Below are 24,016 nucleotides of genomic sequence, written 5' to 3'. Positions count from 1 at the left end.
TAAAAAGCCGTCATTTCAGGAACTCCAACCGGTTGCCGAATGGATCAAAGATAAAAAATCGTTCAATCCCGGGTATGCTGTCGTCTTCTTTTACTAAAATGCCGTTTGCCGAGAGATGATCCTCCAGTTCCTCATATCCCGCTACCCGAAATGCCGGATGCGCTTTTTTGGCTGGCGAAAAAGGTTCCTCCACCCCAACATGTAATTGTTGTCCACCAAATCTAAACCAGGCGCCCCCTCTTCCTTTCAAAGATTCCGGCTTTTCAAGCTCCTGCATCCCTAAAATGCCTGCATAGAAGTCTCTCGCCACCTGTTCTTTTCCGGCTGGTGCCGCTACCTGAACGTGGTCAATCTGTAAAATAGCAAATCCCATATCCTCACTCCTTTATCTTCAGTTTATCCATATTAGTGGAAAAAGAATATACGAATGTTTCCAAGCTTTACTATAAGATTATCCAATCACTTTGCAAACTCTACCCGTTTGCCGTAGCATAAAAGATAAAGAGGTGATTCCGCATGACTTTACCGCAACAGGCAAGGTATTCATTGAGCAGCCAATCCGTGGCGGTGGACCGCCTTCCACAACAGCCGCTTAGCCAGGACATTCCTACGATGATCGAAGAATTGAAAGCCTGGTGTGAGACCGACAACGCAGGGGCGGCCGTATCGTATTTCTTCCGACAATACGCCCTCTATGTAACTGCTCAATTCAGCCTGCTTCATCAGCATAGCGGCTATTTCTCTGTCCACTGGCAGGATCTCCAATTTGAGCGCATCCATAATTACGGGCTGCCCCTTCTGCAGACACATGTGAATTCATCTGCTTTCCGGACGCTTGAGCCGAATGAAAGACATCAGGCTTTTCACGAAATCCTTCACCAGCAAGTAGATGAATTGGTGAAGGAATTCAAAAAATACATAAAAATTTCCCCCATCACCTGTTGGGAAAATGTGTTGGGATCTGTGCTGTGGTTCTATGCCGGACTGGAGGCACGGGATCCGAGAAAAACGGCCGAAGATATGGAATGGCTTCTTGATGCGGCTAATTGGCAACCCATCAAAACATCCTATCTGGCCAAGCTGCTTGGTGAAACCCCTTTGCAGCAGGCTGTTTCAAGGCCACTTCGAAAAACCTGCTGTCTATATAAAGAGATGCCGTCTTTTGACACCTGCACGTTCTGCCCAAGTCCCAAATAAAACACCTCAGCATAAATGCTGAGGTGTTTGCTTATACTTCAAATACTTCGTGCAGGATTTTTCCGGGATCATTGTTGACCAGATTTTTGTAAACACAGCTGGTCGGTTTCGTTTGGAGCGCTTTCGAGAAGGACTTGGCATGCTCGGCTTCTCCGACCACGTGGATTTCTTCCCATTTGCGCTCTTTTTTTAATTTCTCGATTTTGCTTCCCATGTCTTTATAGAAGCGTTCGAGGTTTTCTCTCAATCGGTGATCCAATTCATCGACAGGGCTTCCTCCGCCGCTTCCGCCAATGACCGGACTGTTTCCTCCAGCGGCACCGCCGCCAACCGATCCAGCTCCTGAACTGCCGGCTCTTCCCTGGATGCGCCCGGAACTGCGTACACCTTTCTGTTCTGTCCATACTTCCAATCCGGCATCAAATTCATAAAAGAATTCTTCATTGATAATCCCCATGGATGTATCGATTACGCGGATTCCTTTAAAGCCGGGCAAAATAATTCCTGCATAGGGATAAGCTTTATACATATAGCGCAGTTCTTCCAGAGCAGGCTTTGTCTCCCAGTGAAAACTCGTTTTCACTGGGACCTGAACATAATGGACAGACCACAAATCCTGATGGGGAGATGCAAAAATAACGACACCCTTCTGGAGGTCGTTTTGATTATCCAGAATTTCTTTTTCCACTTTTTTTCTCAAGGCTTTATATGCCTGTATTTCTTTTTCATCATTAGAGGCCTTTAAATATTCGTCTAGTCGTTTCAAGCCATTTTTCAGATGGATCTTCCATGCACCATTCTGGGCATTCAAATCAGCTGGATTGGTATTCAAATAAACACTTAACACGCAACGGTCTGGGCACTCAAAGCTTTTCAATTCCTGGATTTCGTCGTATAAGGTCATTTAATCATCCTCCTTGTATTCCATCCTTGTTATCTGATTACCCGCAGGAGTTTTATTTAAACGAATCTTCTGAATGATTATTGAGACAACGTTTAAATTTCAGCGGCTGTGGTAAATAGAGAGTACGATAAAAAATTGAAGGAGTGTGTTTCAGGATGGAAAACATCAATAAGCAAGTTGAAGATAAACTCAAAAATACGGACGATAAGAAAAAAGAGCAAATTTTGGCCGACTTTTCCGTGTTCATCAATTATTTAGGTGACAAGGTAGAAATCGGAGAAAAAATGGGCTTAAGCGAAGAACGCATCGCTCAACTAGCTGAAAAAGTGGCAGGTTACTTAGCCAAAAAAGAAGATCCAAAGAACAGTGAAGAGTATTTGCTGCAGCGCTTATGGCAGGTCGGCGACAAAGAGCAACAACATATGCTGGCACACATGCTGGTGAAATTAGCTAAAGATCAAAACAAGTGATAAGCAAAAGGCCTTCCTCAATGGGAAGGCCTTTTTTCGTATAAGTGAAACATGAGCAGGTAAACAAAGCCGCTGGCAAGTGCAAGCAAGCCCAACAGACCAAATGTCCAGGAAAAACCGAACCAGGCTGTCATTGGAATGGAAATTGGCGCAATCATCCGTCCAATTGTGTACCGCAAACTGGCAGCTGCAAAATATTGGCCCCTCATGTCCTCTGGCGCCAGCTTAGATATAAAGTTCTGCTGCAACCCTACAACCATTAATTCGCCCAAAGTGAAAACAGCCATCGCAACCACAAACATCCAGAACCAAGAGGTTAAAGGGAACAACCACATCGCCACTCCATAAAAAGCGGCCGAAGTGAAGAAAACCCATTTCTCCGGAAATTTGGTCATCCACCGGGTAATGACCACTGTCAGCAACGCCACAAATAAGCCATTTTCAGCCAATAGAATGCCAAATGAAGTTTCTCCTGTGACGGACCATTCCCGGTCAAATAGAGTGGCGATCGTTTGGGTATCAATCGTTTCCTTCAAGTAGATCGGTATCAGCAGATCCAATTGCATAAAAGTCTGTGCACCCAATACTCCCCCGATGATGAACAACAGGAATAAGCGATCTTTGAAAATTAAACCATACTCCTTGAATTGCTTTGAAATGGCTCCGACCCATCCTGTTGCGGTCTGTGACTGCCATTTGTCCACCATCACCTGAGATAGTGTTTCTTTAGTCAACAGCCTCAGAACCAAGCCCAGCAGCATGGAAATCACTGTAACCATCAGCAGCAGCTCAAATCGGTAGGAGAAGAACAGCACCGCTCCGAAGAGGGGCCCGACTACAACGGCAATATTTAAAGTCGTATAAAAAATCGCGAAGACATCGCTGCGGTATTTTTCCGGAACGACATCCGCAATCATTGCCTGGCTGGCTGGCCAGTACAAGGCACCGCACATTCCGGCAAGTGTAAACGCGACAAATCCAAGTTCCGGAGATTGCAGCCAGGGTGAATTGGCAAAAGCAAACAACAGAAACGAAAAACCTTGCGCAATAGAAGCCGTAACCAGCATCCGCCTGCGCCCAAAACGATCCGCACAATAACCGCCGACCAAATTGGCTGCAACAGAAAACATCTGAGAGACAACCAGCAGCAACCCCGCCGTTCCCTTGCCAAACTCTTCAGCAAAATAAATCGCTAAAAACGGGAACACCATCCAATAGCTTGTATTCATGAAAAACTCGCCGATGAGGCGAACCTTTAAACTTCGATCCCAATCCTTCAGTCTCATTCCCGTTTCCCCGCGTTCTTCTTATAGGCCACTCCACTTTTTTCCAGAGGCGCTACTCGATAATCTCCAGCAATCTATAGCTTAAGCAAATATCAATCATCAATTCTTTTCGTTCTTTTGCGAATTGGATAGAGATCCGTTCTCCATCCCGTTCAACAATTTTTCCTGCACCGAATACGCGATGCCTTACCTGAACGCCTTGACGCAGGGCATCCTCCGAATGGATGGCGTTCGGATTATTGGGCACTTTTACTTTGATCGGCGTTTTCGCTATGGTCTGCTGCTTGGTTGCCAGCCTTTTTTCAGGGAGGATCAGTTTGCGCACTTCGTCTGCAAAACGGGATTCGCTGCCATAACTGATCAGTTCCAAATGGCTTTTGGCTCTTGTCATCCCGACATAGAACAGACGCCGGGCTTCTTCAAGGGTGTCAGGAGTCTCCGCATCTTCTTCAGTCGGAATGACGCCTTCGACCAAGTCGATCATATACACCCGTTCAAACTCCAGGCCCTTAGAGCTGTGGAACGTCGACAAAGTCAGCATGTCGTCAGTTTTTTCCACCTTGGCCTGCTGAGTCACCTGCTCCAGCTGCTTCAGGCGTTTTGCAAAAGCGGTCATGGATTCAAGCGGCTCCGCAATTTGTTCCAGGGTAGTTAAAATCTGTGCCAGATAAGTCATTTTCATCCCAAACTTTTCGGCACGGCTTGAGAGCATCTGGTCATAGCCCATTTCCCCGCGGATAGTCCGGATAACTTTCAACGGCTTCATGCCACTCAAAGCTTGGAACCACTTTTTCTGCTCGTTCAGAATCTTAATCTGGTAGTCTTTTAAGGTGATGTTCAAATTTATTTCATCAAAAGCATTCTTCTCTGTCGGCTTCATGCGGCTCAGCATTTTCAGCTGGCTGCCTGACCAATAGGCATTGGTTTTGGAAGCCACTTTTGAATAGATGTCGATGCGTTCGGGCTTCAGGCTGAAACGCATAAAGTTCAGCATATCTTCTACAATCCAGTGGGAGAAAAAGCGGTTATCCGAATCCTTCATGTAAAAAGGGATGCCCAAACGTTCAAGTTCGCTCACCAGCAGAGTGGACGATGAGTTATTGCGGTAAAGAATAGCCACGTCGCCGTAATCGGTCAATTCCTTAAGCTCTTTCAAGACGTATTTAAACTGCGCTTCTTCTGAACTTAAGCGTTTTAACACGATTGGATCGCCTTCCGGCTGCTTGGTGAACATGTTTTTATCATGACGCTTTTTATTGGTTTTGATGAATTCATTGGCAGTGTGGACAATATTCTGGGACGAACGGTAATTGCGCTCCATTTTCATGATATAAGCATCTGGATAAACGGTTCTGAATTTCAATAAATAAGTCGGTTCAGCAGCTCTCCATGTATAGATCGACTGGTCGTCATCAGCCACAACACAGAGGTTTTGATGGCGGGCCACCAGCTTTTCTACAATGGCATGCTGAATCAATGAGGTATCTTGGCTTTCGTCTGTCATGATGTAGTCCCAGCGCCCCTGGTACTTCGCCAACAAGATCTTGTCCTTTTCCAGCGCTTCATAGGCCAATGACAGCATATCATCAAAATCAACCAACCTAACGTCATAGTTTTCTTTGAATGCCTCATAGGTTTTCAGGATTTCGATAGCACCCGGGAACGGTTCCTTTAACTTGGCCCATTCTTTTCTAGGCAGCATCTTATTTTTCACAAAACTGATGAAGGAAGTCAATTCCTCTAATTGGTCATCTGTAATCGGCTCATCATTTTCAGTTCGGTACATCTCCCGAAGCAGCTTTTTCTTGTGAAGGCCGTTTGTCTCACTGCCTTCTATCATGACGTAACGTGATCCTGAAAAATAATCACGGGTAATCTGGAAAGCCAGGCTATGGATAGTCGAAAAATCAATTGGCTGCAGTAAGGGGAAAAATCGCTTATAGCGGTCAAGCATATCGTTGGCTGATGCTTTACTAAACGTAATCGCTTTGATCCGCTGCGGCAAAACACCTTTTTCTTCAATCAGGTATCCAATGCGCATAATCATCGTCGTCGTTTTTCCAGATCCGGGACAGGCAAGCAACAGCAGAGGGCCTTCTGTCCGCTCCACCGCTTTTCGTTGTATTTTATTTAATTGGACTCCGAGTTCCTGTTTTTTACGTTCAAAGAATTGGCTCATTATGAGGGGGCTCCTTCATTTTTCAATATCCCTATATTAACACAAAAACGGACCCATTTTAATGGGTCCGTTCCTGCTCAAGCAGATAAAGAAAAACTTCAAAGTGGGATAATGCTTAAGCTGCGTCATGCCTGTCAGAGGTCTGCAGGATGCGGGTCATGTAAGCGTTGCGGCAGGAAGTCGCGCTTTTAGCTTACGTTCCCTTAAAAGGGCGCCTCCGCTTTTCGTATTGTCTAGCTCCAGCGCCCAGCCCCTCGAGTCGCTTCAGCCTTTCCAACAATGGCAAAGAACGCCATTATCGGCAAGGCTTCCAGCGCTTGTCGGGGCTACACGGGCGCTTCCGCTTTTCTCTAAATAAAATTTTTCTCATCTGGCTTGCTGATCGGGTCAGCGTTGCGCTTGTCTTTTCTGGATGCGGGATCTTCATAATGCCGTTCATCCAGTTCGACTGATTTTTCTTCACGGTCTTCTTCTATCGTACGCGGACCTTCCGACTCGATCTTGTGTTGTTGGATTTCCGTCTTTTCGTCTTCCGGCAATTCAAATGCATCGTGAGCATCTTTGTTGACGTAAAGCAATAATTTGCCGTCTTGAACGTCCCGGTAATAGCGTTCGGATTCACTTTCATCAATGCCCATATTCAGGAAGGCTTGATGGACTTTTTGGTCGCCTGTCAAAAAAGTGGCGAATCGATCGGCCCATCCGCCTTCAGATGCATGCACCTCGACATCCGATTTTCCTTTCACCAGGGAAAGTTGGTCGCTGGACTTGGCCATTATATACATATCTTTTTCCAAATAGCCGTCTTTTTTCAGCTCTTCGATTTTCTCCAGGACATGTTCCTGTGTATCATAGGTTTCGATAAATTGATTCAGCATGCTGATCTCTCCTTAGTAGGGGTTACTGTATTTTACCCTTATGCCAGGAGCTCCAAACAATGCTTATTTCTGGGATAGAATCTCACAGACACGCCCAACCTGTCCGTCTTCCAACCGCACTTTGATGCCATGCGGATGGGTTGCCGAGTTCGTCAATAAATCCTTGACGACACCTTGGGTTTTCTTCCCTGAACGCTGATCCTGCTTCAAAATCACGTTCACTTTGATCCCTGGTTTCACGTCGCTTCTTTTTTTACCGTCCACGCTTATCCCTCCTTACTTTCTTCTATCATACGCTATTCCTTCTAAGTGAACCAAATAAGATCAAATCATAAAGCAAGCAATGAAAAGACAGTCATTTCTCTTTCCAATAGTTTTCTCGCTCAGTATGCTGGATTTTAAACCGGATTTCTTTGTCAAAATAAAAAAGACGGGGAATGCTCCCCGCCTCACAGTACGTTGTCTTGATTATAAACGGTCACGGTCTGTACGGTCTTTGTCGTCTTTGAAATCTTTGCGATTTAACTTATCGCCTTTTAAATTAGTATCTTCATCGATATCCGCTTCTTCACGGCGAACCGTTTCGTTGACAGTTTCAGTATCCTGTACTTTGCGTTTCCCAACCACAATCTCTTCGGCTACCACGTCTTTTTTCGTAACTTCAACGCGTTCTTCCGACACAGGAATGTGGATGTTTTCGCCTTCTTGATAAGCATCTCCAGTTAATCCGGAATCCTTATCGAAAGAATTCCCTGTTGTTTCTTCATTCACAGGGCGGCGTTCTACATATACTTCTTCACGCTCTACCGGCACTTCAAATGTTTGATTTTCTTCAACAACGTGTTTCCCGACGTTCACTTCACCCGTCTGTACACGCTCTTTGTCGACATTCAAACGTTCTTCATGCAGACGCAGTTTTTCTTCATCCGTACCAGTGTTAAGGTCTCTGTCTTTGTCATCAAAGCGGTCTGTACGATTGACATCGTCAACTGTACGATCCGATCCTAATCCGAAGCCTGTGCCTGAATCTTTCCCGACACCTGCTGTTTCAGTCGTATCACGGCTGAATTTATCGTCTTTTTTATTGTAATAAACATCATTTTCAGTATTGGTATCCACTGTCATACCATCTCTGGCTACAGCTTCGTCATCCATACGGCTTCCGCTTCTTCCTAATCCGGAAGCTCCAGCAGCTCCAGCTGCACCCATCGTACCTGCCGCATTGCTGGTGGAAGTGTTGTCATATGGTGCTTTTCCGTCGTAGCTCGCACCGTACTCACGATCTACAAACAATAGGATCTTGCCATTTTGCACTTCATTGTAATAACGGTCAGCTTCTGCGTCATCTACACCCATTCCCGAGAATGCTTCACGTGAAGATTCGTTTCCTGATAAGAAGCCCATGAATTTATCCATCCAGTTTCCTTCAGATGATTTGTAGTCTACATCTGTCCGTCCCCGAACCATGGAAATCTGATCTTTATCCCGTGCCATCACATACATATCTTCTTCACTGGAACCTTGTGCTTTCAGTTCCTCGATTTTCTTCAGTACTTCTGTTTCGGTATCGAACGTTCCCATAAATTTATTGTTGGCCATTTTCTATTCCTCCAATTTTTATGCGTATTTTGAAAATGCTTGCTTAGTTTAGAAAATACCCAGCATGTGCTTTCTTAAACATTTCAGGGTTTTAAGATTTTAAATTCCGTATTTTTTTCTTCTTTATTCGACTTGTCTATCCCAGTGGCGGTGGGCTGTGATGGCTTCCAAGAAAGGTTCGGTGAAATTAGAAGCATCGCTTGCTGCAACAACGCCCGGCTGACTTTCAATGCCCGCTGCCTGCAGCCATTGCTGGCCATCATGTGTGGCACCGATCGGCTTGTAATGATCGAATGCTTCTCCGATATAGCGAGCTGCCTCTTTGGCAAACTTTCTGCTGACATCCGGTCCGCCTACAGCATAAATCGCATCATAAAGAACCGGATCGGTCGTGGTGAAAGTATGATCGACTTCAAGTTCTTTGCCGCTCAAACCCTTCAGCTTTCCTTGCATTTCGCTGACTATTTCATATTGCACACCTTTAGCTTGGAGTTCTTCAAGGACCTTCACTACATCCGCATCTTTAAAGCCTCCATCAATCAAGACACCCACTTTGCGGGTAGCTGGCGATTTCACGGTATTGTCCAAACTTAAAGCCGGAGATTTTTTCGTTACATCAGAACCACCGCTTGCTGGAGGTGTGACTCCGATATTTTTAGCTACTGCTTGAGCCATTTCCAAGTTGACGTTAGTGAACATCTCAACAGCACCTTCACGAATCCACGTTTCCTGGCATTTCCCGAGTTCAAAACTGAAAGCCTCAATAATATGCTTCCGCTCCGGTTCTGTCATGCTGTTCCAGAACAGGGTCGCTTGTGAGAAATGATCTTTAAAGCTTTCGCTGCGGGCACGCACTTTGCGCCCTTCTATTTTTTCTTCATAATGGGAGTAGCCGCCTTCAGCCTCGCTCACAGGAGCCGGTGTACTGTTAGTAAAGGAACTCTTCTGATAAGAAACCCGTCCTTTATTGATCGTTTGTCGTCCAAATCCATCACGCTGATTATTATGGAACGGACAAACCGGTCGATTGATCGGCAATTCATGGAAATTCGGACCATTCAAACGAAGCAGTTGGGTATCTGTATAGGAGAACAGTCGCCCTTGCAACAACGGGTCGTTTGAAAAGTCGATTCCCGGTACTACATGCCCCGGGTGGAAAGCTACCTGTTCTGTTTCTGCAAAGACATTGTCGACATTACGGTTCAATGTCATCTTACCGACAATCTGAATCGGAATTTCTTCCTGTGGCCATAGTTTTGTGGCATCCAACAGATCAAAGTCGAATTTAAATTCGTCTTCCTCCGAAACAATTTGAACGCCCAGCTCCCATTCCGGGAAATCTCCCTGTTCAATTGAATCGTAAAGGTCACGGCGATTAAAATCCGGATCTTTGCCGGAGATTTTCTGTGCTTCGTCCCAAACAAGTGAGTGGGTGCCAAGCGTCGATTTCCAGTTGAATTTGACGAAATGTGATTTCCCTTCTGCATTGATGAAACGGAATGCATGCACACCAAAGCCATCCATCATCCGGAAACTGCGCGGAATTGCCCGATCGGACATCAGCCACATCATCATATGTGCGGTTTCCTGGTTGTTGATGACAAAATCCCATAGTGTATCGTGGGCACTTGCGGCCTGCGGCATTTCATTGTGCGGCTCCGGTTTTACGGCATGGACAAAGTCCGGAAACTTGATCGCATCCTGGATAAAGAATACCGGCATGTTATTGCCCACTAAATCATAATTTCCTTCTTCTGTATAAAATTTGGTAGCAAATCCTCGAACATCTCTGACTGTTTCTGCAGACCCCTTCGATCCAGCAACAGTGGAAAAACGGACAAATACCGGCGTCTTTTTACCTTTTTCCGATAGGAATTTGGCTTTTGTCAAATGCTCTAAAGATTCGTAAGCTTCGAATACACCATGTGCTGCATAGCCTCTGGCGTGAACGACACGCTCTGGAATGCGTTCATGGTCAAAATGGGTCATTTTTTCCCGAAAATGAAAATCCTCCAACAAAGTCGGGCCACGTTCTCCAGCTTTCAATGAAAATTCATCTTCAGCCATCTTCAACCCCTGGTTGGTCGTCAGGCTTTTTCCGGAATCATCCGTCCGGTACTGCTCTAATTGCTCATCTTTGCTGTTTCCATTTACTTTGGGCTCTTTTGCCATTTTGCCACTCCTTCTGCTTTTTTTTATTCATTCTCCTATTACCCTGTCTTCTTTTAATACACACCTTTTTTTTATTTTATTCAATAAAAAAACTCCGCAGGCCAGAAAAGCCTGCGGAGATCGCTATTAAAAAATACTTAAATCCCATTCTTTTGAAATTTGCCGCAACATCATCGTGCCTGCCGCACTGTTTCCTTGTACATCAATGGCCGGGCCGTAGACACCAATGCCTGCTCCAGCACGAAACTCATAGGTTTGAGAATGGAGTTTCGGCGGAACGGCAGCCATTATGCCTCCAGATACTCCACTTTTCGCTGGAATCCCAACATGTGCCGCAAAATTCCCCGAAGAATTGTACATGCCGCATGTCACCATAAGGACTTTCGCCACCTGAGCGATTTCTTCCGAAAAATGCTTTACTTTCGTAATCGGATTGAACCCGTCATATGCAATGATCAGGCCGATCAACGCCAAATCCTTCGTGCTCACTTTAATCGCACATTGGCGAATGTAGATATCCAGCGCTTCTTCCACTTCGAGATCCAGGAACTTCGCTTCTTTCAAATAATAAGCAAGCGCCCGGTTGCGGTGGGAAGATTTCCACTCTGAATCGTAAACTTCCTTATCAAGCTCAAGCGGATGTCCGACCAGCTCTTCCAGGAAATGCAGCAGGAATTCGTATTTCTTCTGGCTGGTCTGCCCTGGCAGCAGAGCTGAAATGGTGATCGCTCCCGCATTGATGAACGGATTGAAAGGCTTATTCGGCCGGTGGATTTCAAACGGGATAATTGAATTGAAGGCTTCCCCGGTCGGTTCCACATCCACCCGTTCCAATACAAAATCCAACCCATAATGGCAGCTCAACGCAATGAATGTCAACGCTTTTGAAATGCTTTGCAGGGTGAATTCCTTTTCTGTATCCCCTGCACAATAATAGGTCCCTTCATCGTCCACCATACAGATTCCAAGCTGGCTCGGATCTTCTTTTCCAAGTGCCGGTATATACTGGGCGGTCGTCCCCAATATCGCATGGCCCTTATTATCTTTAACCCAAGCCTCTAACTGCTCTTGAATATGCAAATTATGTTGCACTGCCATCCCTCCCTCAATTTCTTTCTTCCTATGATGAATGACAGCAGCCGCCTTTGTCAAAAAAGCACAATGCGTATAAACAAAAAATCCGATTATCTCCGGCTGTCTTTATCCACGCCGATTGCACTAATAAAAAAATCTTCCCTGACAGTCAGGGAAGATTGGGCTTATAGTTTATCGTACCAGGTTTTGGCTGCTTCCACTTCCGGCATCGTCAATTGATGGCCGAAGTCCTCCCAGTGCAGATCGACTTTGGCTCCAGCATCCTGCAACAGCCTTTTAAGATCTGTTGATTCTTCTGCCGGACAGATGGGATCGTTGGTGCCTGCTGCGATAAATACTGGAACACCTGTTAAATCAGGCAAATCCGTCTCGCGATTCGGCACCATCGGATGATGAAGAATTGCACCCTTTAATGAGTCCGAATACGTGAACAGCAAGTTGGCCGCAATGTTAGCGCCGTTTGAATAACCAATTGCGATGACATTGCTGCGGTCAAATCCATGCTCCTTTGCAGCTTGCCCAATAAACTCATGCAGTTCTTCTGTACGGACTTTCAAATCTTCCATATCGAAGACACCTTCTGATAAGCGTTTAAAAAAGCGCGGCATGCCATTTTCCGAAACATTTCCGCGAACGCTCAGGACAGAAGCTTCCGGATCGATATGGGCAGCGATGGCCAGTAGATCAGTTTCATTTCCGCCTGTTCCATGAAGCATCAGGAACGTCGGTTTTGCAGGATTGGTGCCTTGCTGAAAAATATTTTTCATCATGAATAACCTCCAGTAGTAGAATAAAACCTTTAAAATGATTGGTTCGCCTTAATGCAGCTCTTCTTTCAGTTCCCCAATTTCGATAAAAAGAAACTTATCTCGAATTCAAGATAATGATATCATAAATTTTCTTTTCCTCCAATAGAAAAGGTCCATGGCACAAATGTGCATGGACCTTCCGTTTTCACTATGCTTCTGGATTCAGCATATCCTCCAGATTTTCTTTAGAGAACAGGTAGTTTTCATTGCAGAAATGGCATTGCGCTTCCGCTTTGCCGTCTGTCACAATCATGTCTTCGATTTCTGCAGCCCCAAGGCTTTGGATGGCTCTGGAAATGCGGTCTCTGGAGCATTGGCATTGAAACTGGACAGGCATTTCATCCAGCACATTGACGTTTCCAATGCCCAGTACCTCATTTAGAATATCTTCCGGCGTCAGACCTTCACGGACCATATTGGAAATGGTTGGAATGACTTTTAAGCGTTCTTCAATTTCCACAATGACTCTTTCTTCAGTTCCCGGCAACAATTGGATGATGAACCCTCCGGATGCCTGGATAGTATTATCAGGATTCACAATGACTCCAACACCTACAGAGGAAGGAATTTGTTCAGAAGTGACAATATAATGGGTGAAGTCGTCCCCTAATTCACCGGATACCAATGGAACTTGCCCAACAAACGGCTGAAGCAAGCCAATATCTTTCGATACGGACAATGTCCCTTCCGTACCGACAGCTCTTTTGACATCCAGTTTGCCCTGTTCATTCAAATCAAAATGGGTTAACGGATTCGTCACGTAGCCGCGAACTTCCCCTTTTGCATTTGCATCCACTAAGATTGTTCCTATCGGACCTCCACCGTTGATGCGGATCGTCAATTTTTCTTCCCCCTTCATCATGGCACCCAGCATGACGCTCGCTGTCATGGAACGGCCAAGTGCTGCTGATGCGGTCGGCCATGTGTAATGCCGGCGCTGAGCTTCCCCAACCGTTTCTGTCGTGCGCGCAGCATAGGCCCGCACTTGTCCATCAAAGGCTAAAGCTTTCACTAAATAATCGTTCATATTTTTCTCCCTTTCTATATCAAGCTTTTCAGCTTTGATCGGCTTGTTTTTTTGCACGGACTTTGTCAGGTGTGATATCGTCGCCCAGTGGGTCGATGACTGTCATATTGGTGACAGTCGATTCGATTTGTCCACGGATTGACCGCAAATAATCTTCGCGCAATACTTGGCGCTCTACTTTTTCCGCGTTTGTCAGTCCTTCTTCATGTGCTTTTTTTGCTAATTGGTTGATGCGCGGCAATATTCCGATCATCTTTTTCCCTCTTTCCGTCTTTACCCGACCAGTTTTTGAGACAGCCAGTCGGCCAGTTTTTTTGTCTTTTCCTGAAATTGCTGTTCTTTCATTTTTTCAGAAAGGACAGCGATTGTTTCCTGCTCCATTCGGGAACGCCAGGCACTCTCTGCCTCCAGCATTAAATCCGTCAGCAGACAGCAGCGCTCCGGTTCCTCAAGCTCCAGCAAGTCGCCCAAAACTCCACTTGAAGAATACAGCGCCTGCTTGCCTTCGATGGCCACATATATATCAAATACATTAATGTCTTCTGGTTTTTTATTGAGCTTAAATCCGCCTTTAACGCCTGGTACTGAAGTGATCAAGCCTGCACTGACCAGCTTTCTCAGCAGCTTCTGAAAATAAGTCGGAGACGTTCCAAGCTGCTGGCTGATGGCTTCACCCGGAAGCACCGCTCTTTCCGGCAGCATATTCAATAGAAGAATAGCATAAACAGATTGCTCTACACCTGGTTTCATATGCACCCAAATCACCCTCTTTCAATTACGGACAAATTTTATCCTTGTTATCCACATTAAACTATCTCGAATTAAAAGTAAATAATTCTGCTTGACCTTCCAAGGACACAAAAAGGCCATCCGCATTGGATGGCCTTTTTTCTTCAGATAATCCCGAAATCTGCAAAAGCTATACGATTCCGGACAAAGCACCATAAGCAAGCGCCATTAAAATGACGAAAGCCGGATGGACTTTCCTGATTTCCAGCAGCCAATAGCTGACGATAATCAGGATGACCGTTTGTATGGTGCCGGAAGTGTCGATTGACGTCATAAAAAATTGGAGAGTCATGGCGCCAAGCAAAACAGCGATGACCGGCCGGACAAGCTTGGTGATATTTTTGACTTTCGGTGAATCTTTGTATTTCAAGAGAGTCACCATCAAAAGGACCATCAGGACCAGCGAGGGTGCTACTGAAGCGAATAAAGCGACTATCGACCCCAGTATTCCGCCTTCCATATAGCCGATATACCCCGCCATTTTTGTTGCGATTGGACCTGGCAATGCATTGCCCAATGCCAAAACTTCCCCGAATTCCTGAGTTGTCATCCAACCGTAGCGGTCCACCACTTCTTTTTCCACAAGCGGAATCGAAGCAGGACCACCGCCATAACCCAAAATACCCGGAATAAAAAACGCCAAAAAGATGGACCAGTAAATCATTTCGATCCGACTCCTTTCTTGAAAGCAGTCAAGGAAAGAATCAAAACACCCAATATGACTATCGCCGGATGGATGTTCAATAATTCCAGCAGAATGATGGCAATGGCTGTAAACAGAATGGCGCGGCCGGCGCCTAGAGCTTTTCCGGATTTCTGGAAGAAATCCCATGTCATTATCGCCAGCATGACGCCAACGACCGGGACCACTGCTGCTGACATGCTGTTGACCCATTCAAGATCTTTGTATTTTTGTAAAATCCCTAACAGGATGACCATCATGACTACGGTCGGTACAACCGAAGCCGCCAGTGCTACAAGGCAGCCTGCCAGCCCATTGACACGGTAGCCGATATAGCCCGCCATTTTCGTGGCAATCGGACCTGGCATGGTATTGCCCAGGGCTAAAGTGTCGCCGAACTCGTCTTCTGTCATCCATTTGTAATTGACCACGGCCTCACGGTGAAATAATGGAATAGCGGCAGGCCCGCCGCCGAATCCGAGAAGGCCCACCCGGAAAAAAGCGAGAAAAAGATTCATATTAATTTTCAGGCTGGAACGTCTTCTTTTCTTTTTCTCTGCTTTTCTAGCGCCTACCAAGCAGCTACCGCGCCGTCTGTCCGCGATTCTGTGCCTCCTGCCAATACGCCTGTCTCGGGGTTGCGCCAGATGATCTGCCCTCTTCCGAAACTGCCGCCATCTGTCGCGACATGAACTTGATGGCCTTTACGGGCTAAAGCCTGCGACAAGTAGTTCGGGAAGCCCGGTTCCACGAGAACGGTTTTCCCATCCATCCACTGCCATCTGGGTGCGTCAAGCGCAGCCTGCGGGTTCATTAAATAGTCAATGGTGTTGGTAATCACTTGAAAATGTCCCTGCGGCTGCATATATCCACCCATTACACCGAATGGCCCAACAGCTTTTCCGTCTTTCGTCAGGAAACCTGGAATGATGGTGTGGTAAGTCCGTTTGCCTCCAGCCAGCACATTCGGATGCTCAGGATCCAAGGAAAAATCCGCTCCACGGTTTTGCAGGCCGATTCCGGTTCCTGGAATGACGATGCCTGAACCAAAGCCCATGTAATTGCTTTGGATATAAGAAATCATATTGCCTTCTTCATCTGCTGCAGACAAGTAAACTGTTCCGCCTTTTGGCAGCTCATAAGGCTCCGGATCAGAAGCGGTTTCGCCGATTGTTTTAGCGCGTATTGCAGCATATTCTCCAGATAGAAGATGTTCCGTACTGACTGGCATGTGTTCAGGCTCCGTAATGAATGCTTGGCCATCTGTAAATGCCAGCTTCATCGCTTCAATCTGTTCATGGAAAGTATCAGCAGACTGCCATTTCGGTTCGCCCAGCTCTTTGAAGATATTCAATGCCATCAAAGCGACCATGCCCTGGCCATTCGGCGGAATTTCCCATACGTCATAGCCACGGTATTCCGTAGAAACCGGCTCAACCCACTCAGGCTTGAATGATTCCAGATCTTCCTTGGATAAAAATCCTTCATGCTTTTTCATGAAAGCATCGATTTTGTCCGCAATTGTCCCTTCGTAGAAAGAACGTCCATCGGTTTTCCCGATTTCAATTAAAGTACGGGCATGGTCAGGAGAAGACCACATTTCACCGATTTCAGGTGCTCGGCCATTAGGTGCAAAGGTATCGAACCACCCTTGGTATTCTTCTCCTGTAAATGAAGATTTGTATTTTGAATAGGCAGTTTGCCAATTTTTCCCGAGAATCGGCGTTAACGGATAGCCTTCCTCCGCGTAGCGGATTGCGGGCTTCAGAGCCTCCGCCAATGACAGCTTGCCGAACTTCTTCGATAATTCAGCCCACGCAGCCGGAACTCCCGGAACCGTTACTGGCACTAAACCAAATGTCGGCATTTTTTCAAAGCCCAGCGCTTTGACCGCTTCCGGAGAAATGCTTTTTGGTGCAGGGCCGGAACTGTTCAAGCCGTGCAATTTATCTTTCACCCATACTAAAGCAAAGGCATCTCCGCCAATGCCATTCGACGTCGGCTCCACCACGGTCAAAGCCGCAGCCGCAGCGATCGCTGCATCAATGGCATTGCCGCCGTTTTGCATGACTTCAATGCCAGCCTGTGCCGCCAGCGGCTGGGAAGTAGCCACCATCCCTTTTTTTGAAAACACGGTTTGCCGCTGTGACGCAAACGGATTATGTAAATAGTCCATAGTAATACTCCCTTTCCTCCGATTAAACTTTTGTATAAAAAATCCTATTCTCCATCAATTGTTGATCATTCTCGGATTTCACTTAACTATAGTAAAGAGCTAATAGTCTCGATTATAGAGTATCCACTTCTTTATTTCTACCGGAAAAATATAAAATGCAGAATATTCCCATTAAAATTATTATGTACACATAAAATAAGATTCTGCAGCCGTTGCGACCTGCAGAATCCTATAGTTCCATCCCAGCACGGCTCTTGGAACGCCGAAGGAGAATATGGCTTTCTACTCTTGTCAGCATTCGAGAGCATGGAGTTCTTCATTGATGAATTTTTCAAGATCAATAAAATCATCCACCAATACATGCATGTGAAGAGTGGATGGACCTGTCATGCCGTAAAATCGCTGCTCTTTCTGGGAAAGAACAAGTGATTCCACTCAATTGCCCAAGCTGAATTGGGTACAAGTAATGCCTGGAGCCACTTCAATTAAACGCTCCTCCTGAAAACCGAACGCTTTGTATAGGGCAATTGCTGGTTTATTCGCGGTGCCGGTGCTGACCGTGAATCCATAGCCTCTGTAATGCTCCAGCAAGTATGCCACCAACTTTCTGCCGATACCTTTCCGGAAATGGACAGGATCCACCACGAGCCGGTGGATATCGACGACTCCTTCTTCAATTCGATACGATAAGATTCCCATCAACCCCTCTTCACTATAGCCGACAAACACCTCATCGCTTTTTTGAATTTCAGAGATTGTTTCATGCAGCTGCGGAATGCCATAGAAACCCATCAATTCCGCTTCTAGTTGATAAGCAGATTGTTGGATTCCCTGTATTTCTTTGGCGTTCTGTTCATTCTGATGATTTATTTTGCGGATCATAACCAACACCCCACACTTACTTTACCACGATGCGATTCTCAAGTTTTTGAAAATTATTTACGAAGAAATTCACGCAATTCCTGAAATCTGTCGGCGGCATCCTGATAGCCTTGGTTGTACAAAGCTTCCAGCTTTATCGGATCCCTCTCCACACCTCTTATTTTATAGAGATTCATCGGACGGATCACTATGGCTAAGCCTTCGCTTTCCAATTGATCAATAAACTCCATTGTTTCATTATAGTAGATATGCCGGCTTTCCATCTTTTTTGCGATAGCGGGATACTGGCGAACAAATGCCGGCATGACCTTGGCGAACCGGCTCTTCTTTTTCCGGTAGCCTTTTTCCCTTGTCAGAATGATCACCGGTTTGGTCACCCCGTCCGATAATGCTTTACGGATTGGAAGCGGATCCGCAATACTGCCATCCATCAATAATTTACCGGCAAACTCCACCGGCTGCGCCATCAACGGCAAAGAACTTGAAGCTCTGACAATGGCCAAGACATCTTCCGGACGACTTTGTTTTTCAAAATAAACTGCTTCACCTGTCAAACAATCTGTCGCCCCGACAACAAACTCTTCGGTTGCATCAGTAAAACGTCCGTAATCAAAAGGAACCAAGCTGTTCGGGATTTCGTCAAAGATCAAATCCATCCCGAAGAGTTCCCGCTTCACCAGCAAATTCTTTACTGAAATGTATTCTGGATGGTTGACATAGCCGATGGTCACTTCCCGGTTACGGCCATTCTGCCTGGAGATATAGGAGGATGCATGGCAGGCTCCTGCCGAAACACCGATGACATAATCGACAAAAATCTCTTCTTCCAGCAGCTTCTCGAGAACTCCGCCTGTATATACGCCACGCATTCCACCGCCTTCCAATACCAACCCACTTTTCATCTGAATCTCCCCCTATAGCCCGCAGAATCAGTAAAAGGTTCCACTGATTCAGCCGATTTTCTCAATCAGTTCGGGTTTATTGTTTTTTGGAGAATTGACTTCTTCTGAAACGCGATAGGCTTCCATATCTTCTGCCTTATACGGCTTCAACAGACCTTTTAATATATCGACATCATCTACACGGGGATCCAGCCAAATCTTCTCGTCTTCTTTTGACAGAATGACAGGCATCCGGTCGTGGATTGATTCCATCAAAGTATTGGGACCTGTTGTCAATATGGAGCAGCTGTTGATTGTTTTGCCGTCGGGCGCTTTCCACGATTCCCAGAGAGCCGCAAAAGCAAAAGGTTCCCCCGTTTTCAATTTAATGCGCATTGGAATCTTTTCTCCATCTTTGCGTTGCCATTCGTAGAAAGAATCTGCCACGACTAAGCAGCGTTTCTTTTTGAAGGCGCTGCGGAAGCTGGGCTTTTCCGCCGCTGTTTCCGAGCGGGCATTGATCATCTTATAGCCGATTTTCGCATCTTTTGCCCATGGCGGAATCAGGCCCCACCGAAGTTTACCGAGCCGGTTTTTATCTCCATCGTTTACGACTGCGACCACTTCCTGGGAAGGTGCTACATTGTAGCTTGCTGAATACTCGGTTTCGTCAATCGCTGATTCTTCAATGTTGAAACGTTCGATCAATACGGCGTAATCAGTGAACAACGAATATCTTCCACACACAAGAATCACCCTTTCACTAATGGTTTCTTATCCTAAATATACCAGATAACTCTCGTTTCCCTCTTCTATCCGCCTTAGTTTTTAAAATATTCAGATAAATAAGGGTTTATTTAAGGCACATCTGCCCCATCACTTGTGCTTTGATTTTGTTTTCCCCCTGAATTTCGGCACCTATCTTTATTCCTTTAAATCCATCGCCCTAAGCCTTCAGACCCTATAAAACTCAAAATCTATGGAAAATTCGTTAGGGTCCCTTAAATGGCTAAATAGTGTTATAATAGAAGAACAACGAGTTATATTAGGAGGAATCACATGGCTACTGCACGCGAAATGAGTCTCGTCAACAAGGATTTTCTGGTTGAAGAATTAGGGCTGAAACAACAAGGAAACTCAACTATCTTTATGAATGAAGATTGTTTTGTATTATCCCCATCTGTTCAGCGATATGAAAAAGGTTTTGACGTCAGTGAATTCAATTTGGCAAAGTTCGATCCTGAACGCCAACAAGGCTTTTTGCTCGTACGGTACATGGACACCTTTTTAATGGCGAAGCTTGAAAGCTTCACGAAAAAAATGATGCTCCCAGAACTTCAAATCAAAAAGAAAAATACAAAACCACATTGGAAGTTCACTGTCGCTGAAAATCCGGCCTATCATATCGTCAACACCCAGAATAAGGAACTGCGTTACCGTCTTCAGGAACCTACAAAAAAACAGATTTTATCTTTCTTCAATAAATTATAAGATCTTCCCGCTGCCTGTGTGCATGCGGGTTTTTTTATACCTGCCTGATTGGCGGTAAGACACGGCCGCCACCTGATTCGCCGTTTCTCTTTAAACAGAATCACCAACTTCCCGTATGGACTTATTGTTTTTAATGCTAAAATGGTTGATATGATAATATCCTCTGCCCACCGGCTGTTCTGCTAGTTTTTGGATGCCGGATAAAAAAAGTGATCAGCGATTGGAAGTGGCCCATGGACTCACAGCGTTATACCGTAAAAGACCGCCAGTTTTGGAAAATCATCCTCAGCCTTCTTTTCGCCTCTTTGTTTATTTTTGCAAATATGTATGCTGTACAGCCTTTGCTGCCTGTTTTTGTAGACGAATTTCAAGTCTCTGTTTCTACAGCCAGTTTATCCCTGTCATTGACTATTGTCGGTTTGATTCTTGGATTGATCGTCCTTGGATTCTTTTCTGATCGCAATGGCCGAAAATCCTATATCATCTACTCTTTACTCGGATCGGCAATTCCTTTTTTCATTATTCCACTGACCGATTCATTTACCGTGCTGCTGATTCTTCGGTTTATCCAAGGCTTTGCGCTGGCGGGTGTTCCAGCAGCGGCTCTTGCCTACATCAGCGAAGAAATTGACAGAAAGAACATCGCTTACGCAACGGCCCTTTATATATCCAGCAATGCGCTGGGCGGCATGTTAGGCCGTGTGTTAACCGGCTACCTGACCGATCATTTTTCCTGGCAGACTTCATTTTATGCATTTGCCGTGACAGGACTTGTGCTGTTCGCTGCTGTGGTCTATCTGCTGCCGCCATCACAGAATTTCAACTCCAGCCAATTGAGCTTTGCAAAAGACATTGAAGGGTTTCTGTTCCACTTAAAGAACCCGGCACTGCTCGTCGTCTTCGGTTTGGGTGCGATTTTACAGATTTCCTTTACCGGGATTTGGACGTACCTGCCCTTTTACCTGGAAAGCCCTCCTTACTCCATGTCGCTGCAGTCCATCTCGTATTTATTCTTTGCCTATGGCATCGGCGTCATCGGTTCTCCGCTAGCGGGACGTGCCGCCGAAAAATTCGGTTTGCGCAATGTCCGGTTAGCGGGAGTATTCATCCTGTCAGCTGGGATTTTCATGACACTCAGCCCTTATCTGTGGATGATCGTCGTCGGCCTTTGTGTGACTTGCCTGGGCTTTTTCACTTCCCATTCCCTGACTGCTGCTTCGGTCGGCCAGCAGGCTACCCATCATAAAGGCAGTGCTTCCAGCCTGTACTTAGTCTCCTATTACATAGGTGTCGCAGCCGGAAGTTCCCTGCTAAGTCCTTTGTGGACCTCAGTCGGCTGGACTGGACTGGTTCTTTTCACCGCCATTCTGCCGCTCATTTACATCACAGCTGTCACTCTTTACAGAAAAAAAGCAGGCTCCCCCATAAGGTGAGCCTGCTTTTTGCTGTTTATTCAACTTTATTCGAGAAATTCTGCCGGAATCGACATTAGATCGAGTCCCCAGACAAGCGGCAGGAAGTAAAATACTGCAAGTCCGACAAAGAAAATACCGAATATATTCAGTGCCAACCCAGCTTTAGCCATGTCAGAAATCCTCAAATATCCAGATCCAAAGACGACGGCATTCGGCGGTGTTGCAACCGGCAGCATAAATGCACAAGATGCTGCTACGGCTGCAGTGACCAGTAACGCATACGGGTGGATGCTGAGAGCTACAGCAAGAGATGCCATGATTGGGAACATCATGGAAGCAGTTGCGGTATTGGACGTGATTTCTGTCAAGAACAGGACAAGCGCAGCTACTACCAGAACAATGATCAGCACGTTGATGCCTTGCAATCCAATCAATTGATTGCCGATCCATTCAGACAGACCCGAATTTGTGAAACCGGCAGCTATAGCCAATCCGCCACCAAATAGCAACAAGATGCCCCAAGGCAATTTAACCGCTGTCGCCCAGTCCAGTAAATTGTCGCCTTTTCTGTTTTTGGAAGGGATGATAAATAAAATCATCGAAGCGATCAAGCCGACCATTGCATCCGTCATTTCAAGATTAGGCGCAAACGCATCCAGAACAAACGAACGGCTGATCCAGGCAAGTGCCGCCGCTACAAAAACGACAAAGACCATTTTTTCTTCATACGAAGCAGCACCTAATTCGGTTTTCTGCTGGCGTATCACTTCGCTTCCTCCAGGCAAATGCTTTAACTTTTGTGGATAAGCGACTTTGACCAAGTAAATCCAAGCAACCAAAATAAAAATCCAAGCCAATGGAACACCGAACAGCATCCATTGTGCAAAGGTGATTTCAATTCCATAAATTTCATTGACCGCACCGGCTAATAATGTATTCGGCGGTGTTCCGATCAATGTCGCAATTCCGCCAAGCGATGCGGAATAGGCAATCCCGAGCATCAAGGCTTTGCCGAACCCGAAATTTTCTTTCGAAGTGTCGATCGACGGATCATCTTTCAATGCCTCTGATACTTGATAGATGATGGCCAATCCAATTGGCACCATCATCATTGCAGTGGCCGTATTGGAGATCCACATCGACAGGAATCCAGTAGCGACCATAAAACCAAGAATGATCCGTTCTGTATTGGTGCCGATTACGGAAATGATGGTAAGAGCAATCCGTTTATGCAAATTCCATTTCTCCATTGTCAAGGCAATCATAAATCCGCCCATGAAAAGGAAGATCGTATCATTGCCATATGCAGAAGTTGCAGCGCTTACATCGAGTCCACCAGTCATCGGAAAAAGAATAATAGGCAGGAGCGATGTTGCCGGAATTGGAATGGCTTCCGTAATCCACCAGGTCGCAATCCAAATTGTACTGGCTAAGATGGCTTTCGCTTCAGGCGGCAGTCCATCAGGATTAAAGAAAAGCAGCGTCAAGATGAAAAGCAATGGCCCCAGAAACAAACCGATCAACTGAGGCGTATTGTAACTGCGGTTCTTTTTACGTTCGTCATAAGATCCAGCATCTTCCGCTCGATCACGGTCATCCGGTATACCGGCTCCGGGGTTTGTAAAAAACTTGAACGTATCTTTTGCCTGGTCGTGTTTTTCCCACATCCAGTTCCATGTTGCAGAAATCATTTTATCCCTCCAATGTCTTAAAAAAACGAATTTTTCAATAATTACCTTCATTATTGTATAGCTTTATACCTCGGCGCACAAGTAGCACAAAGACGTGTTTATTTATACAAAGCAAAAGACAGGAAACTAAAGGTTCCTGTCTTTTCCTTATACATCTGTATGCATTTTTCAGTCGATTTACTTCTCTTCTGATTCGCCGATTGGGTTTTGTTCATCGCCGACTCCCGTATTGCTGTGGGCCCCTCGTTTTTCCATCTTTTTGCCGTCTTCTTTTGATTCCTGATCAATGCTTTCAAATTCTTCACGCTGCCGCCGATTGTGGCTGCTTTCTGGATTTGCATCTCTTGAAAAATCATTTTTAGCCATTCAGATCATTCCTCCTATGAGCATTTG

25 protein-coding genes and 1 pseudogene are annotated in these 24,016 nt (G+C 45.7%); 4 read left to right on the top strand and 22 right to left on the bottom strand.

Annotation, left to right across the window (positions count from 1 at the left end):
- Positions 1-10: 10 nt before the first annotated feature.
- A complete protein-coding gene (locus AC1MEO_RS16600; RefSeq protein ID WP_480332522.1) occupies positions 11-373 on the bottom strand; it encodes a VOC family protein in 363 nt (120 codons plus the stop codon).
- A 143-nt stretch (positions 374-516) separates the two neighbouring features.
- Here AC1MEO_RS16600 and AC1MEO_RS16595 point away from each other — a divergent pair, with 143 nt between their 5' ends.
- Entirely contained in the window at positions 517-1,197 is a 681-nt protein-coding gene (locus AC1MEO_RS16595; protein WP_480332520.1) for a hypothetical protein, read from the top strand.
- Positions 1,198-1,228: 31 nt separating this feature from the next.
- Here AC1MEO_RS16595 and AC1MEO_RS16590 read toward each other — a convergent pair whose 3' ends face one another.
- Positions 1,229-2,101 (bottom strand): VLRF1 family aeRF1-type release factor, encoded by an 873-nt coding sequence (locus AC1MEO_RS16590; protein WP_480332518.1) that lies wholly within the window; start codon positions 2,099-2,101, stop codon positions 1,229-1,231.
- Positions 2,102-2,256: 155 nt separating this feature from the next.
- On the opposite strand from AC1MEO_RS16590, the gene AC1MEO_RS16585 reads away from it, so the two are divergent.
- Positions 2,257-2,571: a DUF3243 domain-containing protein gene (locus AC1MEO_RS16585; protein ID WP_142826992.1), complete on the top strand. Its 315-nt coding sequence runs from the start codon at positions 2,257-2,259 to the stop codon at positions 2,569-2,571.
- Between the two features lie 17 nt (positions 2,572-2,588).
- Here AC1MEO_RS16585 and AC1MEO_RS16580 read toward each other — a convergent pair whose 3' ends face one another.
- The 18 genes and pseudogenes from AC1MEO_RS16580 to AC1MEO_RS16495 all read right to left on the bottom strand — a co-directional run bounded on the left by AC1MEO_RS16580 (position 2,589) and on the right by AC1MEO_RS16495 (position 19,773).
- Complete coding sequence (locus AC1MEO_RS16580) at positions 2,589-3,857, bottom strand: MDR family MFS transporter (RefSeq protein WP_480332516.1); 1,269 nt, start codon at positions 3,855-3,857, stop codon at positions 2,589-2,591.
- A 52-nt stretch (positions 3,858-3,909) separates the two neighbouring features.
- On the bottom strand, positions 3,910-6,036 hold the full coding sequence (locus AC1MEO_RS16575) for an ATP-dependent helicase (RefSeq protein ID WP_480332514.1): 2,127 nt from the start codon (positions 6,034-6,036) through the stop codon (positions 3,910-3,912).
- 350 nt (positions 6,037-6,386) lie between these two features.
- Positions 6,387-6,914, bottom strand: coding sequence for a YflT domain-containing protein (locus tag AC1MEO_RS16570; RefSeq protein ID WP_480332512.1), 528 nt, complete (start codon positions 6,912-6,914; stop codon positions 6,387-6,389).
- A gap of 63 nt (positions 6,915-6,977) precedes the next feature.
- The gene (locus AC1MEO_RS16565; protein ID WP_480332510.1) at positions 6,978-7,178 is read right to left on the bottom strand and encodes a YwbE family protein; all 201 of its coding nucleotides are present in this window, start codon (positions 7,176-7,178) and stop codon (positions 6,978-6,980) included.
- A 204-nt stretch (positions 7,179-7,382) separates the two neighbouring features.
- Positions 7,383-8,513, bottom strand: coding sequence for a DUF2382 domain-containing protein (locus AC1MEO_RS16560; RefSeq protein WP_480332508.1), 1,131 nt, complete (start codon positions 8,511-8,513; stop codon positions 7,383-7,385).
- A 123-nt stretch (positions 8,514-8,636) separates the two neighbouring features.
- Positions 8,637-10,685: a catalase gene (locus tag AC1MEO_RS16555; protein WP_480332506.1), complete on the bottom strand. Its 2,049-nt coding sequence runs from the start codon at positions 10,683-10,685 to the stop codon at positions 8,637-8,639.
- Positions 10,686-10,811: 126 nt separating this feature from the next.
- Entirely contained in the window at positions 10,812-11,783 is a 972-nt protein-coding gene (gene glsA, locus AC1MEO_RS16550; RefSeq protein WP_480332504.1) for a glutaminase A, read from the bottom strand.
- Positions 11,784-11,944: 161 nt separating this feature from the next.
- Complete coding sequence (locus AC1MEO_RS16545) at positions 11,945-12,547, bottom strand: alpha/beta hydrolase (RefSeq protein ID WP_480336128.1); 603 nt, start codon at positions 12,545-12,547, stop codon at positions 11,945-11,947.
- A gap of 190 nt (positions 12,548-12,737) precedes the next feature.
- A complete protein-coding gene (gene hslO / locus AC1MEO_RS16540) occupies positions 12,738-13,616 on the bottom strand; it encodes an Hsp33 family molecular chaperone HslO (RefSeq protein ID WP_480332502.1) in 879 nt (292 codons plus the stop codon).
- A 28-nt stretch (positions 13,617-13,644) separates the two neighbouring features.
- Positions 13,645-13,869, bottom strand: coding sequence for a DUF896 domain-containing protein (locus tag AC1MEO_RS16535; RefSeq protein WP_480332500.1), 225 nt, complete (start codon positions 13,867-13,869; stop codon positions 13,645-13,647).
- A 20-nt stretch (positions 13,870-13,889) separates the two neighbouring features.
- The gene (locus AC1MEO_RS16530; RefSeq protein ID WP_480332498.1) at positions 13,890-14,372 is read right to left on the bottom strand and encodes an RrF2 family transcriptional regulator; all 483 of its coding nucleotides are present in this window, start codon (positions 14,370-14,372) and stop codon (positions 13,890-13,892) included.
- Positions 14,373-14,535: 163 nt separating this feature from the next.
- Complete coding sequence (locus AC1MEO_RS16525; RefSeq protein WP_480332495.1) at positions 14,536-15,069, bottom strand: chromate transporter; 534 nt, start codon at positions 15,067-15,069, stop codon at positions 14,536-14,538.
- Positions 15,066-15,605, bottom strand: coding sequence for a chromate transporter (locus AC1MEO_RS16520; protein ID WP_480332493.1), 540 nt, complete (start codon positions 15,603-15,605; stop codon positions 15,066-15,068). Before AC1MEO_RS16520 ends, AC1MEO_RS16525 begins: the two co-directional genes overlap by 4 nt.
- Before the next feature lie 53 nt (positions 15,606-15,658).
- On the bottom strand, positions 15,659-17,263 hold the full coding sequence (locus tag AC1MEO_RS16515) for a gamma-glutamyltransferase family protein (RefSeq protein ID WP_480332491.1): 1,605 nt from the start codon (positions 17,261-17,263) through the stop codon (positions 15,659-15,661).
- A 229-nt stretch (positions 17,264-17,492) separates the two neighbouring features.
- Positions 17,493-17,659, bottom strand: a pseudogene (locus AC1MEO_RS16510) (Lrp/AsnC ligand binding domain-containing protein); the annotation flags it as partial.
- Positions 17,660-17,698: 39 nt separating this feature from the next.
- Positions 17,699-18,145, bottom strand: coding sequence for a GNAT family N-acetyltransferase (locus tag AC1MEO_RS16505; protein ID WP_480332489.1), 447 nt, complete (start codon positions 18,143-18,145; stop codon positions 17,699-17,701).
- Positions 18,146-18,198: 53 nt separating this feature from the next.
- Positions 18,199-19,053 carry a patatin-like phospholipase family protein gene (locus tag AC1MEO_RS16500; RefSeq protein ID WP_480336127.1) on the bottom strand — a complete coding sequence of 285 codons (855 nt, stop codon included), beginning with the start codon at positions 19,051-19,053 and terminating at the stop codon, positions 18,199-18,201.
- 42 nt (positions 19,054-19,095) lie between these two features.
- The gene (locus AC1MEO_RS16495; RefSeq protein ID WP_480332487.1) at positions 19,096-19,773 is read right to left on the bottom strand and encodes an SOS response-associated peptidase; all 678 of its coding nucleotides are present in this window, start codon (positions 19,771-19,773) and stop codon (positions 19,096-19,098) included.
- A gap of 312 nt (positions 19,774-20,085) precedes the next feature.
- Between AC1MEO_RS16495 and AC1MEO_RS16490 the strand changes: the two genes are divergently transcribed.
- Together AC1MEO_RS16490 and AC1MEO_RS16485 are read left to right on the top strand one after the other, a co-directional pair.
- Positions 20,086-20,517: a hypothetical protein gene (locus tag AC1MEO_RS16490; protein WP_480332485.1), complete on the top strand. Its 432-nt coding sequence runs from the start codon at positions 20,086-20,088 to the stop codon at positions 20,515-20,517.
- A gap of 233 nt (positions 20,518-20,750) precedes the next feature.
- Entirely contained in the window at positions 20,751-21,950 is a 1,200-nt protein-coding gene (locus tag AC1MEO_RS16485) for an MFS transporter (RefSeq protein ID WP_480332483.1), read from the top strand.
- Between the two features lie 26 nt (positions 21,951-21,976).
- Here AC1MEO_RS16485 and AC1MEO_RS16480 read toward each other — a convergent pair whose 3' ends face one another.
- Positions 21,977-23,623, bottom strand: a complete 1,647-nt coding sequence (locus AC1MEO_RS16480) for an SLC13 family permease (RefSeq protein WP_480332481.1) — start codon at positions 23,621-23,623, stop codon at positions 21,977-21,979.
- 177 nt (positions 23,624-23,800) lie between these two features.
- Positions 23,801-23,989: a hypothetical protein gene (locus AC1MEO_RS16475; protein ID WP_480332479.1), complete on the bottom strand. Its 189-nt coding sequence runs from the start codon at positions 23,987-23,989 to the stop codon at positions 23,801-23,803.
- Positions 23,990-24,016 lie beyond the last annotated feature (27 nt).

The organism is Planococcus sp. BI3 (genome assembly GCF_056680115.1).
Note: the sequence above shows the minus strand (reverse complement) of the source record. Positions and strands in the feature narration are given on the sequence as shown.

Bases quoted from the DNA above. Each gene is read 5' to 3' on its own strand.
- AC1MEO_RS16580 (WP_480332516.1), bottom strand. From the start codon at position 3,857: ATGAGACTGAAGGATTGGGATCGAAGTTTAAAGGTTCGCCTCATCGGC.
- AC1MEO_RS16600 (WP_480332522.1), bottom strand. From the start codon at position 373: ATGGGATTTGCTATTTTACAGATTGACCACGTTCAGGTAGCGGCACCA.
- AC1MEO_RS16575 (WP_480332514.1), bottom strand. From the start codon at position 6,036: ATGAGCCAATTCTTTGAACGTAAAAAACAGGAACTCGGAGTCCAATTA.
- glsA (WP_480332504.1), bottom strand. From the start codon at position 11,783: ATGGCAGTGCAACATAATTTGCATATTCAAGAGCAGTTAGAGGCTTGG.
- AC1MEO_RS16585 (WP_142826992.1), top strand. From the start codon at position 2,257: ATGGAAAACATCAATAAGCAAGTTGAAGATAAACTCAAAAATACGGAC.
- AC1MEO_RS16555 (WP_480332506.1), bottom strand. From the start codon at position 10,685: ATGGCAAAAGAGCCCAAAGTAAATGGAAACAGCAAAGATGAGCAATTA.
- AC1MEO_RS16525 (WP_480332495.1), bottom strand. From the start codon at position 15,069: ATGATTTACTGGTCCATCTTTTTGGCGTTTTTTATTCCGGGTATTTTG.
- AC1MEO_RS16535 (WP_480332500.1), bottom strand. From the start codon at position 13,869: ATGATCGGAATATTGCCGCGCATCAACCAATTAGCAAAAAAAGCACAT.
- AC1MEO_RS16560 (WP_480332508.1), bottom strand. From the start codon at position 8,513: ATGGCCAACAATAAATTTATGGGAACGTTCGATACCGAAACAGAAGTA.
- AC1MEO_RS16475 (WP_480332479.1), bottom strand. From the start codon at position 23,989: ATGGCTAAAAATGATTTTTCAAGAGATGCAAATCCAGAAAGCAGCCAC.
- AC1MEO_RS16520 (WP_480332493.1), bottom strand. From the start codon at position 15,605: ATGAATCTTTTTCTCGCTTTTTTCCGGGTGGGCCTTCTCGGATTCGGC.
- AC1MEO_RS16515 (WP_480332491.1), bottom strand. From the start codon at position 17,263: ATGGACTATTTACATAATCCGTTTGCGTCACAGCGGCAAACCGTGTTT.
- hslO (WP_480332502.1), bottom strand. From the start codon at position 13,616: ATGAACGATTATTTAGTGAAAGCTTTAGCCTTTGATGGACAAGTGCGG.
- AC1MEO_RS16590 (WP_480332518.1), bottom strand. From the start codon at position 2,101: ATGACCTTATACGACGAAATCCAGGAATTGAAAAGCTTTGAGTGCCCA.
- AC1MEO_RS16490 (WP_480332485.1), top strand. From the start codon at position 20,086: ATGGCTACTGCACGCGAAATGAGTCTCGTCAACAAGGATTTTCTGGTT.
- AC1MEO_RS16545 (WP_480336128.1), bottom strand. From the start codon at position 12,547: ATGAAAAATATTTTTCAGCAAGGCACCAATCCTGCAAAACCGACGTTC.
- AC1MEO_RS16485 (WP_480332483.1), top strand. From the start codon at position 20,751: ATGGACTCACAGCGTTATACCGTAAAAGACCGCCAGTTTTGGAAAATC.
- AC1MEO_RS16595 (WP_480332520.1), top strand. From the start codon at position 517: ATGACTTTACCGCAACAGGCAAGGTATTCATTGAGCAGCCAATCCGTG.
- AC1MEO_RS16480 (WP_480332481.1), bottom strand. From the start codon at position 23,623: ATGATTTCTGCAACATGGAACTGGATGTGGGAAAAACACGACCAGGCA.
- AC1MEO_RS16570 (WP_480332512.1), bottom strand. From the start codon at position 6,914: ATGCTGAATCAATTTATCGAAACCTATGATACACAGGAACATGTCCTG.
- AC1MEO_RS16505 (WP_480332489.1), bottom strand. From the start codon at position 18,145: ATGATCCGCAAAATAAATCATCAGAATGAACAGAACGCCAAAGAAATA.